At 69.2% G+C, this 13567-nt stretch carries 10 protein-coding genes; 1 reads left to right on the top strand and 9 read right to left on the bottom strand.

Going from position 1 to position 13567, the window contains the following annotated elements; translation table 11 throughout:
• Nucleotides 1–108: 108 nt before the first annotated feature.
• From SSP29_RS41335 to SSP29_RS41325, 3 genes are read right to left on the bottom strand one after another with little or no spacing between them, the layout of a single operon-like run.
• Nucleotides 109–858 carry a succinate dehydrogenase/fumarate reductase iron-sulfur subunit gene (locus tag SSP29_RS41335; RefSeq protein WP_089106093.1) on the bottom strand — a complete coding sequence of 250 codons (750 nt, stop codon included), beginning with the start codon at nucleotides 856–858 and terminating at the stop codon, nucleotides 109–111.
• Complete coding sequence (locus SSP29_RS41330) at nucleotides 855–2804, bottom strand: fumarate reductase/succinate dehydrogenase flavoprotein subunit (protein WP_089106092.1); 1950 nt, start codon at nucleotides 2802–2804, stop codon at nucleotides 855–857. Before SSP29_RS41330 ends, SSP29_RS41335 begins: the two co-directional genes overlap by 4 nt.
• A 1-nt stretch (nucleotide 2805) precedes the next feature.
• Nucleotides 2806–3477: a succinate dehydrogenase gene (locus tag SSP29_RS41325; protein ID WP_089106091.1), complete on the bottom strand. Its 672-nt coding sequence runs from the start codon at nucleotides 3475–3477 to the stop codon at nucleotides 2806–2808.
• A gap of 119 nt (nucleotides 3478–3596) precedes the next feature.
• On the opposite strand from SSP29_RS41325, the gene SSP29_RS41320 reads away from it, so the two are divergent.
• Nucleotides 3597–4481, top strand: coding sequence for a LysR family transcriptional regulator (locus tag SSP29_RS41320; protein WP_089106143.1), 885 nt, complete (start codon nucleotides 3597–3599; stop codon nucleotides 4479–4481).
• A gap of 121 nt (nucleotides 4482–4602) precedes the next feature.
• Here SSP29_RS41320 and SSP29_RS41315 read toward each other — a convergent pair whose 3' ends face one another.
• The 6 genes from SSP29_RS41315 to SSP29_RS41290 form a co-directional block, all read right to left on the bottom strand.
• Entirely contained in the window at nucleotides 4603–5517 is a 915-nt protein-coding gene (locus SSP29_RS41315; RefSeq protein WP_089106090.1) for a carbohydrate ABC transporter permease, read from the bottom strand.
• The gene (locus SSP29_RS41310; protein WP_089106089.1) at nucleotides 5514–6446 is read right to left on the bottom strand and encodes a carbohydrate ABC transporter permease; all 933 of its coding nucleotides are present in this window, start codon (nucleotides 6444–6446) and stop codon (nucleotides 5514–5516) included. Before SSP29_RS41310 ends, SSP29_RS41315 begins: the two co-directional genes overlap by 4 nt.
• Nucleotides 6443–7825 carry an ABC transporter substrate-binding protein gene (locus tag SSP29_RS41305; protein ID WP_438363838.1) on the bottom strand — a complete coding sequence of 461 codons (1383 nt, stop codon included), beginning with the start codon at nucleotides 7823–7825 and terminating at the stop codon, nucleotides 6443–6445. Before SSP29_RS41305 ends, SSP29_RS41310 begins: the two co-directional genes overlap by 4 nt.
• 43 nt (nucleotides 7826–7868) lie before the next feature.
• A complete protein-coding gene (locus SSP29_RS41300; RefSeq protein WP_089106087.1) occupies nucleotides 7869–8966 on the bottom strand; it encodes an enolase C-terminal domain-like protein in 1098 nt (365 codons plus the stop codon).
• 56 nt (nucleotides 8967–9022) lie between these two features.
• Complete coding sequence (locus SSP29_RS41295; RefSeq protein WP_089106086.1) at nucleotides 9023–12232, bottom strand: discoidin domain-containing protein; 3210 nt, start codon at nucleotides 12230–12232, stop codon at nucleotides 9023–9025.
• A 318-nt stretch (nucleotides 12233–12550) separates the two neighbouring features.
• On the bottom strand, nucleotides 12551–13378 hold the full coding sequence (locus tag SSP29_RS41290; RefSeq protein WP_089106085.1) for a FadR/GntR family transcriptional regulator: 828 nt from the start codon (nucleotides 13376–13378) through the stop codon (nucleotides 12551–12553).
• Nucleotides 13379–13567: the final 189 nt, after the last annotated feature.

The raw sequence follows: 13567 nt of genomic DNA, 5'->3' as shown, positions 1-13567 counted from the left end.
CTTTCGGCGAACGACTTTCACTTTTCAGCGCCCCTCACAACAGCGCCCCCGAAAGGGGCGCGGGGAACTGCGCGACCAGCCCCCACGCACCCGCACTCCCCGACGGCGCTACCGCTTCCCCACCTTCCGGGTAGCCCGCAGCCACTCCTTGTTCATGCTCGTAATGGACACCAGCGGGATGCCCTTCGGACAAGCCGTAGCGCACTCCCCCGTCAGCGTGCACCCCCCGAACCCCTCCGAATCCATCTGCGCCACCATGTCCAGCACCCGCGTCTCCCGCTCGGGCGCCCCCTGCGGCAGCACGTTCAGATGGTTGATCTTGGCGGAGGTGAACAGCATCGCCGCCCCGTTGGGGCAGGCGGCGACACACGCCCCGCACCCGATGCACTCCGCGTGCTCGAACGCGAAGTCGGCGTCGGCCTTCGGCACCGCCGTGGCGTGGGCCTCCGGCGCGGCCCCGGTCGGCGCGGTGATGTACCCGCCGGCCTGGATGATCCGGTCGAACGCCGACCGGTCCACCACCAGGTCCTTGATCACCGGAAAGGCCGACGCCCGCCACGGCTCGATGTCGATCGTGTCGCCGTCCATGAAGGACCGCATGTGCAGCTGGCAGGTGGTGGTGCGCTCCGGCCCGTGCGCGTCCCCGTTGATCACGAGGGAGCACGCGCCGCAGATGCCCTCGCGGCAGTCGTGGTCGAAGGCGACCGGATCCTCGCCGCGCAGGATGAGTTCCTCGTTGAGGGTGTCCAGCATCTCCAGGAAGGACATGTCGGAGGAGATGCCGTCCACCTCGTACGTGGACATCGCGCCGTCGGCGTCGGCGTTCTGCTGCCGCCAGACGCGCAGGGTGAGCTTCATGCGTAGCTCCGCTGGGTGGGGTGGACGTACTCGAAGACCAGGTCTTCCTTGTGCAGGACCGGGGCGTCCCCGGTGCCGGTGAACTCCCAGGCGGCCGCGTACGCGAACTCGTCGTCCTTGCGGGCGGCCTCGCCGTCCGGCGTCTGGGACTCCTCCCGGAAGTGGCCGCCGCAGGACTCGGCGCGGTGCAGCGCGTCGAGGCACATCAGCTCGGCCAGTTCCAGGTAGTCGACGATGCGGTTGGCCTTCTCCAGGGACTGGTTGAACTCCTCGCCGGTCCCCGGCACCTTGATCCGCCGCCAGAACTCCTCACGGATCTGCGGGATGCGCTCAAGTGCCTTGCGCAGTCCGGCGTCCGTGCGGGCCATCCCGCAGAACTCCCACATCAGCTCGCCGAGTTCGCGGTGGAAGGAGTCGGGGGTGCGGTCGCCGTCGACGGACAGCAGCAGGTTCAGCCGGTCCTCCGTCTCGGCCAGCACCTCCTGGACCACGGGGTGTTCGGCCGTCACCGCCTCCTGGTGGGGGTGGCGGGCGAGGTAGTCGTTGATGGTGGCCGGGAGGACGAAGTAGCCGTCCGCCAGGCCCTGCATCAGCGCGGAGGCGCCGAGGCGGTTGGCCCCGTGGTCGGAGAAGTTGGCCTCGCCGACGGCGAACAGGCCGGGGACGGTGGTCTGGAGGTCGTAGTCGACCCAGAGCCCGCCCATCGTGTAGTGCACGGCGGGATAGATCCGCATCGGCACCTCGTACGGATCCTCGTCGGTGATCCGCTGGTACATGTCGAAGAGGTTGCCGTACTTCGCCTCGACGGCTCCCCGCCCCATCCGCTTGATGGCGTCGGCGAAGTCCAGATAGACACCCTGCCCGCCGGGGCCGACGCCCCGGCCCTCGTCGCAGACGTTCTTCGCGGCGCGGGAGGCGATGTCGCGCGGGACCAGGTTGCCGAAGGCCGGGTAGATGCGCTCCAGGTAGTAGTCGCGCTCGTCCTCGGGGATCCGGTTCGCGGGCCGGGTGTCGCCCTTGGCCTTGGGCACCCAGATCCGGCCGTCGTTGCGCAGCGACTCGCTCATCAGGGTGAGCTTGGACTGGTGGTCGCCGGTGCGCGGGATGCAGGTGGGGTGGATCTGCGTGAAGCAGGGGTTGGCGAAGTAGGCGCCGCGCCGGTGCGCCCGCCAGATCGCGGTGGCGTTGGAGTTCATGGCGTTCGTCGACAGGTAGAAGACGTTGCCGTAGCCGCCGCTGGCGAGGACGACGGCGTCCGCGAAGTACGTGTCGATACGGCCCGTGATCAGGTCCCGGGCCACGATCCCGCGGGCCCGCCCGTCGACGACGATCACGTCGAGCATCTCGGTACGCGGGTGCATTTCCACGTTCCCGGCGGCGATCTGCCTGCTCAGCGCCTGGTAGGCGCCGAGGAGCAGCTGCTGCCCGGTCTGCCCGCGGGCGTAGAAGGTCCGGGAGACCTGCACACCGCCGAAGGACCGGGTGTCGAGCAGACCGCCGTACTCACGCGCGAACGGCACGCCCTGCGCCACGCACTGGTCGATGATCTCCACGGAGATCTGCGCGAGGCGGTGGACGTTGGACTCGCGGGCCCGGAAGTCGCCGCCCTTGACGGTGTCGTAGAACAGCCGGTGGACGGAGTCGCCGTCGTTGCGGTAGTTCTTCGCCGCGTTGATCCCGCCCTGCGCGGCGATGGAGTGCGCGCGGCGCGGGGAGTCCTGGTAGCAGAACTGGACGACGTGGTAGCCCTGTTCGGCGAGGGTGGCCCCGGCGGAGCCGCCCGCGAGGCCGGTGCCGACGACGATCACGGTGTGCTTGCGCCGGTTGGCGGGGTTGACCAGCTTGGCCTCGAAACGGCGGGTGTCCCAGCGCTCGCTGACCGGGCCGTCGGGTGCCTTGCCGTCGGCGACGGCTTCACCTGTCGTGTAGTTCACGTAGTCGGTCATGTCAGCTCACCACTCCGGTCATGACGCCCACGGGTACGGCGATGAAGCCGGCCGTGAGCAGCAGTGCGAGGACGTCGGCCGTGGCCCTGAGGGCGCGTTCGCGGGTGCGGCTGCCGACGCCGAGGGTCTGGGCGGCGCTCCAGAAGCCGTGCCGGATGTGCAGGCCGAGCGCGAGCATCGCGACGATGTAGATGACGTCGCCGTACCAGGTGGAGAAGGTGTCCACGACGTTCTGGTACGGGTGGCCCTCCTGGAAGCCGCCGGAGTGCACGGTGCCGGTGGTCAGGTCGAGGATGTGCCAGACGATGAACAGGCCGAGGATGATCCCGCCCCAGCGCATGGTGCGGGTGGCGTAGGAAGCCCGCGGCTTCTTGTGCACGTACTTGCTCGGGCGTGCCCTGATGTCACGGCGGCTGAGCTGGTACGCGGACGTGGCGTGCGCGACCACCGCGACGACCAGGACGATCCGGATGAGCCAGAGCGTCCACTCGTAGTGCATGAACGGTTCACCGACGGTGCGCAGCCAGTGCGCGTAGTGGTTGAACTCGCCCGCCCCGAAGAAGATCTTCAGGTTCCCGATCACATGCGCGACCAGGTAGAGCAGCATGATCAGGCCACTGACGGCCATCACCGTCTTCTTGCCGACGGAGCTGTCCCACATCGTGCGCGCCATGGACGACCGTCGGTCCGTCCGCGTTGCCAGAGCCATGCTGAGGACGGTAGGGCCGAACGGCCCCATCGGTCCAAGACATGGTCCGGCTTGATTCGATAGGCAAGAGCTATCGTGTCACCATGCAGTTCCAGCAGCTTCAGTACTTCGTCGCCGTGGCCGAGACCCGGCACTTCACCCGGGCCGCCGAGCTGGTCCATGTCGCCCAGCCGTCGCTGTCCCAGCAGATCAAGGCGCTGGAGCGGGAGCTGGGGGCGGATCTGTTCCTGCGGGCGCGGGGCAACATCACCCTGACCGACGCGGGCGAGGCGCTGCTGCCGCTGGCCCGGCGGATCCTCGCGGACGCGGACACCGCCCGGTACGAGGTGCAGGAGCTGGTGCAGCTGCGCAGTGGCCGGGTGCGGCTGGGGGCGACGCCGAGTCTGTGCACCGGGTTGCTGCCGGACGTGCTGCGGGCGTTCCACGACCGGTATCCGGGGATCCAGCTGCTGATCGAGGAGAGCGGGTCCCATGATCTCGTACGGGAGCTGGCGCGTGGGGCGCTGGACCTGGCGCTGATCGTGCTGCCGCTGCCGCCGGGGTCGCCCGCGCTGACCACCGTGGAGCTGCTGCGGGAGGACCTGGTGGTGGTGTCCTCGCCCGAGGCGACGGTGCCCGGGCGGGGGCGGGGCGGGGTGCGGATCGCCGATCTGGAGGGGGAGCGGCTGGTGATGTTCCGGCACGGGTACGACCTGCGGGAGCTGACCGTCGCGGCGTGTCGCTCCGCTGGGTTCGAGCCGGGGTTTGCTGTCGAGGGGGGTGAGATGGACGCGGTGCTGGGGTTTGTGCGGGCGGGGTTGGGGATGGCCGTGGTGCCTCGGATGGTGGCCGCCCGGTCGGGGCGGGGGTTGCGGGTCACTCCGTTGGCTCGGCCGGGGTTGTACCGGACCATCGCGTTGGCTCACCGGAGTGATGTGGCGCCGCCTCGGGCTGCTCGGGAGTTGCAGAGGATGCTGTTGGAAAGGTGACAGAACGGGATCGCCGTACGACTGAGCACCGCGGCGGGCTGCGGGCTCGTTGTGGCTGGTCGCGCAGTTCCCCGCGCCCCTGAGGGGCGCGTTGCAGGCGGCGCGCCTTTCAAAGGACCGCTCACTCCTTCGTCGATCCCGCCAGCATTCCGGACACCAGCGTGCGCTGGGAGAAGAGGAACAGGACCAGGACCGGGAGGATCGCGATGATGATCGCCAATGCCAGTTCGGGGATGGTGATGTTCAGGCCTGCGCCTGCCACCGGGTTGAAGGACGGGGTGGAGGTGAGGAGTTGGTTCAGGCCTACCTGGACGGGGAACTCGTTGCTGTTCGGGAGGACCAGGTAGGGGAGGAAGAAGTTGTTCCAGTTGCCTACGAAGCTGAAGAACGCGACCAGGCCGATCACCGGCTTCGCCAGGGGCAGCGCGATGCGGGAGAAGAGCTGCCATTCGGTGCAGCCGTCGATCCTCGCGGCCGACAGCAGGTCTCTGGGGAGGCTGCTGCCGAAGTAGATGTACACGAGGTACACGCCGAACGGGTAGAAGGAGAAGGGCAGGATCACCGACCAGACCGTGCCGATCAGGTGGAAGCGGTTGAGCTCCAGGAAGACCGGCAGCACCAGAGTGGCCTGCGGCATGATCATGGTGACCAGGGTGATCACGAGGAGCGTCCTGCGGCCCCTGAACTTCGTCAGGGCCAGGGCGTAGCCGGCCGGGACGCTGACGGCGAGGGTCAGGACGAGGGAACCGCCGGAGTAGACCGCCGAGTTCTTCAGCCAGGTGAGCATCGCGCCGTCCTGGAAGGCGAAGAGATGGTGCCAGGCCGCGCCGATCTGCCCGAACGAGCCGAAGGACAGCGGGTTGTCGCGGACCACCTCCCCGGCCGTCTTGGAGGGGGCCAGCAGCAGCCAGATCACCGGCAGGACGAAGAACACCAGGAGGAAGGCCAGCAGGACGGCCACGATGAGGAAGGAGAGGGCTCGTGTCGGCCTGACGCGTCGGATCGGCGCTGCCGGAGCGAGAGTTGATTGCGTCATGACTCATCCAACCTGAACAGGTTCGAGCGGGCGACGAGCAGGCCCGCGGCCAGGAGCCCCACGGCGAGCAGGACGACGGAGATGGCGGCCGCGCCGTTGAAGTCGCCCTGCTGGAAGGCGTACACGTAGGCGAGCTGGTTGGGCGACCAGGTGGGGCTGACCCGGCCGAGGCTGGCCGTCTGGAGCAGCTGGGGCTCGACGAACAGCTGGGTGCCGGTCGCGAACGCCATGATGGTCATGTAGACGATCCACTGCCGGATCATCGGGATCTGGATGTGCCAGGCGGTCCGCCAGGGACCCGCACCGTCCATCCGGGCGGCTTCGATGACCTCGTCGGGGATGTTGTTGAGCGCCCCGTACATCACCACCATCCAGCCGCCGGCGCCGGTCCAGAAGGCGATGAGCATGAGGATCCACGGCAGGTTCGCGGGGGCGAGGACGGCCGCGAAGGTCTGCATGCCCATGCTCTTCAGCAGCCAGGACACCGGGCTGACGTCGGGATCCAGCATGAACAGCCAGACCAGGACGCTGGCCACGCCGGCGAGGGCGCCGGGGATGTAGTAGAGGAAGCGGAAGAGGGCGGAGGTGCCGGGGCGGACCCGGCTGCGCAGGATCACCGCGACCAGGACGACCAGGACGACGAGAGTGACCAGCCACAGCGCCAGGTAGATCAGCATGTGGGTGAAAGCCGGCCCGAAGCGGTAGTCCTGGACCACCTTGACGAACTGGTTCAGGCCGGTGAACTGGCCCCGGTCGTTGGTGAACGCCAGGTAGAAGGAGTACGCGGTCGGGACGATCCCGAAGGCGAGCAGGAGCAGTGCGTAGGCGGCGACGAAGTAGTGGCCCGCACGGCCGCGGGCCCTGCGCCGCGGCGGGGTGCCGCGGCGCAGGGGGGAGACGGCGACGTGCTCGGTCTCCAGCAGGGTCACTGGTTCTCCACCTTGTATCCGTGTGCCTTCGCCTCGTTGCTGATCTCCTTCTGCCAGGCCGGCAGCGTGTCGGTCAGGCTCTTCCCGGCGGTCAGCGCGGGCAGCACGACACTGGACCAGGCGGTGGCGTCGGAGAACTTGGTGTTCGACCAGCCGGTCCACACCTCGTCCGCGGCCTGCTGGAACGCCTCGCTGACGTCGTTGGCGAAGTAGCCGCTGTTGGCGGGGTTCTTCAGCCAGGCCTGCGCGGCCTCGGTGTAGGCGGGGTAGGTGGGCGCGGACGCCTGGTTCTCGTCGGAGGTGGTCAGCCAGGTGACCAGGTCCGTGGAGGCCTTGAGGTTGGCGCTGTGCGAGGACACCATCCAGACCCCGCCGCCGACGTTGCCGGTGGCCGCCTTCGTCTCCCCCTCCCAGGTGAGCGGGGGTGCCGCGGCGATCTGCTTGGCCGGGGCGTTGAAGGCCGCCTTGAAGAGGTACTGGCCGTACCAGGACGGGCCGTACGCCATCAGGACCTTGCTGCCGCTGTCCTTGGCGAAGCCCTGGCTGAAGAAGCCCTTGGTGGTGACGGCCTTGGCGTCGATCAGGCCGTCCAGGAGCTTCGCCGTGCGGGTGCAGTCCGGGTCCTGGAGGTCGGTGCGCAGGGTGTCCGGCTTCACCAGGTCGAAGGCCGGGCACTGGCCGGACCAGAAGTACGACTCGTGGGAGTTGGTGTCGCCGACCGAACCGACCAGGTAGCCGGGGTGTTCCTTGGCCACCTTCTTGCCGAGGGCCTCGTACTGCTCCCAGGTGGTGGGGACCTGGTAACCCCACTTGTCCATGAGGGACTTGTTGTACCAGAGGACGACCTGGGCGATGTCGTTGCGCAGGCAGTAGGTGTGGCCGTTGAACTGACAGGGCGTCAGAGAGCCCTTGGCGAAGCCGTCCAGGGTGTTCTGCGGGACGAGCTTGTCGTCCAGCGGGGCGGCGAACGGCTGCACGCCGGGCTTGGTGGGCTCCGAGGCCCAGGTGACGTCGGTGGGCGAGCCGAACACCACGTCGGGCCAGCCGCTGCCGGTCCGGTCGAAGAGCTGCACCTTGGACTGGAGGTAGGTCGAGCCGTCGGCCCCGCCGTCGTACGTGACGATGTCCATCTTCACGTCCGGGTGGGCCTTCTGGTACTTCTGCACCGACGGCAGGCGGGTGGAGTCCGTCCACACCGTGATCTGCGAGCCGTCCTTCTGCGTGGCCGGCTTGAAGGTCGCCTGGTCGGAGGAGGACTGGGCGGTGGTGTCGGCGCTGGCGCAGCCGGCCAGGAGCGCCGCGGTGGACAGGGAGAGCGCGGCGGCCGCGGTGCGCAGTGCGGTGCGGTGGCGGCCCGGTCTCGGGGCCCCGGTTCTCATGGACGTGGAAGACCTCATCGTCTTGCCTTTCTGTTCTTGCCGGTCAGCGCGGCTGTTCGACGAACGGCAGGAGTTCGCTGCCGTAGCCGAGGTCGAGGGGAAGGGCGATGCCGGGTCCCGTGGGGGCGTGGACCAGGCCCCGGTCGTCCACGTGGCGCTCGCGCACGACCGTGGTCGCGGTCACCAGGGACTCGTAGTAGGTGGTGTTGGAGATGGCCATGCACAGGTGGTGGTTCGGGATGTCCGAACCGTGCACCTCGGCGCGGAGCCGGTAGGCGTCGGCGAGGTGGGCGGTGCGCATGGCGCCGGTGATGCCGCCGCGGAGGGTGGTGCCGGCCCGGACGCCGAAGGTGGCGGCGCCGGCCCGGATGAAGTCGGCGGAGTTCATGTGAGCCCCGTCGGAGGTCTCGGCGACCAGCAGCGGGACGTCCACGGCCGCGGCGAGCTGCTGGTAGGCGGAGACGCTGAACTCGCGCATCGGCTCCTCGTACCAGAGGTAGTCCGCCTCGGAGAGGGCCCGCCCGAGGCGGATCGCGTCGGGCAGGTCGAAGCCGGCCGAGCCGTCGTACATCAGGGGCACGTCCGGGCCGACGTGCGCGCGCAGGGCGAGGCAGAGCTCGGCGTCGCGGCGGGCGTCGCCCCAGGCGTGCAGTTTGATGCCCCGGTAGCCGAGGTCCAGGCACTGGTCGGCGACGTCGAGGAACTCCTCGGTGGTGGCGAACGTCGACGTCGACGCGTAGGCGGGAATGGCTTCGCGGAAGCCGCCGAGCAGCCGCCAGACCGGCTGGCCGTGGTGGCGGCCGGCCAGGTCCCACAGGGCGATGTCGATCAGGCCCAGGGTGGGGAGCGGGAGTTCGTGGATACGGTCCAGCTCCCACACCCGGTGCCACAGCCACTCCCGCTGGAACGGGTCGGCCCCGACCAGTTCCTCGCGGAAGACCCGGTCCACCAGCTCGGTGAGGGTGGTGAAGGCTCCCGGGCGGGCGAACAGGGCCACTCCCTCGGCCCCCTCATCCGTGCCGATGCGCAGGACCGCGCCGTCGCCGACCGGAGCGCTGCCGCTCAGACCCTCCCGCCAGCGGAAGGGCGGGCTGGCCGCCGGAACGTCGATCCGGTGTACTTCGACATGGGTGATCTTCATCCTGGCTTTCGTTTCTGTGGGAAAGGGGATGGCGACGGCGGCCGGGAGCGAACGGCTCAGAAGCCGCCGTACGCCTGGAGTTCGTAGACGCTGCCGCCGTTCCAGCTGGAGCCGGTGACGGTCAGCCGCAGGTAGCGGGCGGTGACGGGCTGGTCGGCGAAGGAGTAGTTGGTCTGCGCGACGGTGTTGTCCGCGGTGTGGTCCTCGAAGGTCGACCAGTTGGCGCCGTCGGTCGAGTACTCCAGGCGGTACCTGTAGCCGCTCGGCTTCTCGAAGGTGGTGACCACGGCGGAGACGCCGGTGTCCTTGCCGAGGTCCACCTGGAGCCAGGACGGGTCGGGCAGCCCGAGGCCCTGCGCCCAGCGCGTCGACAGGTCGCCGTCGACCGCCTTCGCCGGTGCGTATCCCTCCGAGTCGGAGGAGGCCGTCGCGGTCTTGTCCAGGGCCAGGTCGTCGTCGGCCGGGGTGGTGACCTCCGCCGCGGGGCTGGGGTCGGAGGCGTTGAGCTCGGCGTCGCGGGCGACGACGGTGAAGGAGTACTTCGTCCCGGGCTTCAGGCCTGCAACCCGGTAGGTGGTGTCGCCGGTGACACCAATCCGCGTGCCGTCCTGGTAGACGACGTAACTGGTCACGCCGGTGTCGTCGGTGGCGGCCGGCCAGCTGACGTCCACCAGGCTGGGCAGCAGCGCCTTGGCGGTGGGCTGTCCGGGTGCCGTGGGGGCGGTGTGGTCGGTGCCGGGGGCGCGGGCGGTGCCGTAGACCTGGAAGTCGTAGATGCTGCCGCCGTTGCCGCTGGAGTCGGTCACGGTGAGCCGTACGAAGCGGCCGGTGACCGGGGTGCCGGCGTCGGCGTAGTCGGTCTGGGCGGTGGTGTTGTCGGCGGTGTGGTCCGCGAGGGTCTGCCAGTGGACCTCGTCGGGTGACACCTGGATGCGGTACTTGTAGCCGCTGCTCTTCTCGAAGGTGGTGATCGCGCCGGTCACGTCGTACGACGCGCCGAGGTCGACCTGGATCCAGGACGGGTCGGGCAGCCCGAGGCCCTGCGCCCAGCGCGTCGACAGGTCGCCGTCGACCGCCTTGGCCGGGACGTTGCCCTCGGAGTCGGAGGACGCGGTGACCGGCTTCTTCAGCGCCAGGTCCGAGCCGTCGGGCATCGTGACCTTCAGCGACCTGCTCGGCGCGGACTCGTTGCCGGCCGCGTCCCGGGCGGTGACGGTGAAGGTGTACGTCTGACCTGCCGTCAGGCCGGAGAGGCGGACCGAGGTCCTGCCGGAGGCGCTGACCAGCTTGCCGTCCCGGAAGACCGAGTAGCCGGTGACCCCGGTGTCGTCCGTGGCCGCCGTCCAGCTGAGGTCGGCGACGGTCGGGAAGTCGGTGACCGAGGTCAGGTCGCCGGGTGCGGTGGGTGCCTGGTGGTCGGTGACCGCGGGGCCCGGGTCGAGGTGCTGGTACGCCTTCTCCAGGCCCGCGTTGTCCACGATCGAGGCGGGCAGCTGGTCGCAGGAGCCGACCGTGGTGTTGCCGCTGACGTCGTTGTTCTGGCTCAGGTACTGGACGCTGAAGGCGGGCTGGGTGGTGTAGTTGCCCGTCGCCGCGTTGTCCTGGGCGTGGTTCATCAGCAGCCACTGGAAGGAGACGTCGCAGAACGCGTTGCCGGTGTTCTCCCAGTGCCGGCTGCCCTCGTCGTGGTAGACGGCGCCGTAGGCGGGGGCCGGGATGCCGTGGATGTAGTTGCCGGTGACCTTGCCGCCGGGGTCGCTGCTGAGCGTGTAGATCGCTCCGCCGTCGGCCTGCGACTGCATGATGTCGCTGATCTCGTTGTCGCTGACCACGTTGTCACGGCTGATCGTCGGGGTGTCCGAGACCGGGACGCCGGCGTTGTTCGGGTACGCCGAGTTGCCGCCCTGGTCGGTCAGGCCCCAGCCCCAGCCGACGGAGATGCCGCTGTAGGGCAGGTCGTGGACCTTGTTGTGGGTGATCACCGTGGAGTCGGTGTAGCCGGCCAGGATGCCCAGCGAGCCGTTGTACTGGTCGGCGACCTTGGTGACTACGTTGTCATCGACCAGGGTGTCCTTCGTGATGTCGCGGGGGTCGTCGGGATGGGCGTCGCCCCAGGTGACTCCGCCGATCTGGATGCCGGTCGCGGCGATCTGGCGGAAGACGTTGCCGGTGATCGTGGTGTGCTGGGTGCCGGTGTTCAGGTTCAGGCCGACGGCACCGAGGTGGGTGAAGGTGTTGCCGGTGAACTCGATGCCCTGCCCGTGGCTGACGTTGACGGCTCCCGGTGTCTTCTTCCAGTTCAGGCGCGTGGAGTCGAAGGTCGGGTTGTCGTCGCCGACCATCCGGAAGCCGGCCTGGCCCTCGATGAGGCCGTCGGACGAACTCGGTTCGAGCCAGGTGGAGTAGGAGAACGTGATCCCCTGGAAGGCCACGTCCGCGACGGGGTGGTCACGGGTGCCGTTCAGGTCGACCAGGTCCTGGACCACGGGCACGGTGACGTCCGCGGTCCTCATGTCCTCGCCCGGCTCGGGCATGTAGTAGACCTCGCCGGCGCTCTTGTCGAGGTACCACTCCCCCGGGCTGTCCAGCAGCTCGCGGGCGTTCTCCAGCCAGGTCGGGTTCTGGATCTCCTGGCCCTGCTGGAGGTTGGCGTTGTGCCAGCAGGGCTGCTGCATCGTCATCGAGTTGCCGGAGATGGACTCGACGGGGCAGCGCATCAGCTTCCAGCCCCAGGAGCTGACGACTTCGAGGTCCGAGGGGTTCTTGTAGCTGCTGATGCCGCTGTCGGTGAAGGTGTAGCCGGTGGACGTCTTGCTGAAGCCCGCGGGGTTCTTCCCGCTGCGGGCGCGCGTCCTCAACTCGCCGTTCACATACAGCTGGCGGGTGTCGAGGCCGGTCAGCTTCGCCTTGTAGACCTTGCCGTCGGCGTCGGCCCTGGTCCAGCCGGTGACCTGCTTGCCGCCGCTGATCACCGGGTGCGCGCCGGGTGCGGCCTCGTAGACGATCCGCTGCCCGTCCTTGCCGGAGTCCTGGGCGGTGAGGGCGAAGGTGCGGCTGAGCCGGTAGGTGCCGGACAGCAGCCGGACATGGACGTCGCCGTCGACCTTGCTCTTGGCGTCGCGCACGTAGTCCCGTGCGTGTTCCAGGGTCTTGAAGGGGTGGTCGGCGCTGCCCCGGCCGGTGTCCTTGCCGGTCGGGGAGACGTAGACGGTGAGCCCGGACGCTTTCGGGGCCGCCTGGGCCGGGGCGACGGCCAGGGGGGCCATCGCCAGGGCGACGGGCAGGGCGGCTATGAGGGTTCTCGGCAGGGGTACGGCTCTGCCCCTGCGCACAGACAGAAGAGACACGGAGATCCAATCGCCTGAGGGATGAAGCATCGGAACCGGGTCGTCCGCCCGGTTCCCGGGGTGCGGGCCTTCGTCGTACGGGTGCGGGCCCATGGGTGGTTGCTCGCGCCCACGCGGCGGAGCCGCACATTGATACAGCCCCGCGCCCCTTTCAGGGACGCTGGGTGCACGCCCCTGAAAGGGGCGCGCGGGGAACCGCGCGACCAGCCCCCACCGGGCCGCACCACGTCGACCGGCCTACGACACCGATGTCTGCGGCGGAAGGCCGGAGTCCCCGGGACCGCTGTCCGACGACGGCCGCGCGGGTGCCCCGGGGGCTGCGCGGTCGCCGAGGTTGAACAGCCGGTCGCGGATCTTCCGCTCGAACTGGCTCTGCGTGGTGGCGATGTGCTCCACCATCAACTCGCTCGCGAGATCGGCCTCCCCCGCGGCGACCGCCTCTGCGATGGCGAGATGCTGTCGTGCGGCGACCTCCAGCGAGCCCGGGGCGTCGCCGTGGAAGAGCAGCACGTCGGACTGGGACGCGAGGCGCCGTACGCCGGCGACGCTCGACCGCAGGAACACGTTGTGCGAGGCCGCGCCCACCGCGTCGTGGAACGCCTCGTCGGCCCGGGCGAAGGCGTGCCCGTCGTTCTGCTGGGCCGCCGTCAGGGAACTCTGCGCGCCCTCGCGGATGGTGCGCACCTCGATGGGGGTGGCGAGGCCGGCGGCCCGGCGGGCCGTCTCCGACTCGATCACCGTACGGTAGTCCAGCAGCATCAGGACGTCTTCCATGCTCGTCGGCCGGAAGTGCGACAGGTGGTCGTCCACCAGCCCGCCGGACGCCTCCGCGACGAAGATGCCGGCGCCCCGGCGCACGCTCAGCCGGCCGATGGCGGCCAGCACCTTGACGGCCTCACGCGTGACGTTGCGGGACGCCCCCAGGATCTCGGCCAGGCCCGCCTCCGTGGGGAGCCGGTCGCCCGGGCGCAGGTTCTGCTCGGCGATGTACTCCAGCAGTTGTTCGGCGACCAGTTCGTACCCCGGCCGGTAGGGACCGTCGGAGACCGCTGACGGATCGGCCACGGTGTACCCCCTCCTCCGCGTTCGGATTAATCAGGTTCATCGGCGGTGGTCACTATGACATCCGCGTTACGTGTAGGGAAGATGTTGAACAGAACCGGATTCAAGTGCCTGATGAGACAGGGCGATACGGCCTGTAAGCGACATCTCTCAGGGCCATTGCGCGGGAAGGATCTGATCCTTAGGGTCCTG

The sequence above is a fragment of the Streptomyces hyaluromycini genome, assembly GCF_002217755.1.
GTDB lineage: Bacteria > Actinomycetota > Actinomycetes > Streptomycetales > Streptomycetaceae > Streptomyces > Streptomyces hyaluromycini.
Note: the sequence above shows the minus strand (reverse complement) of the source record. Positions and strands in the feature narration are given on the sequence as shown.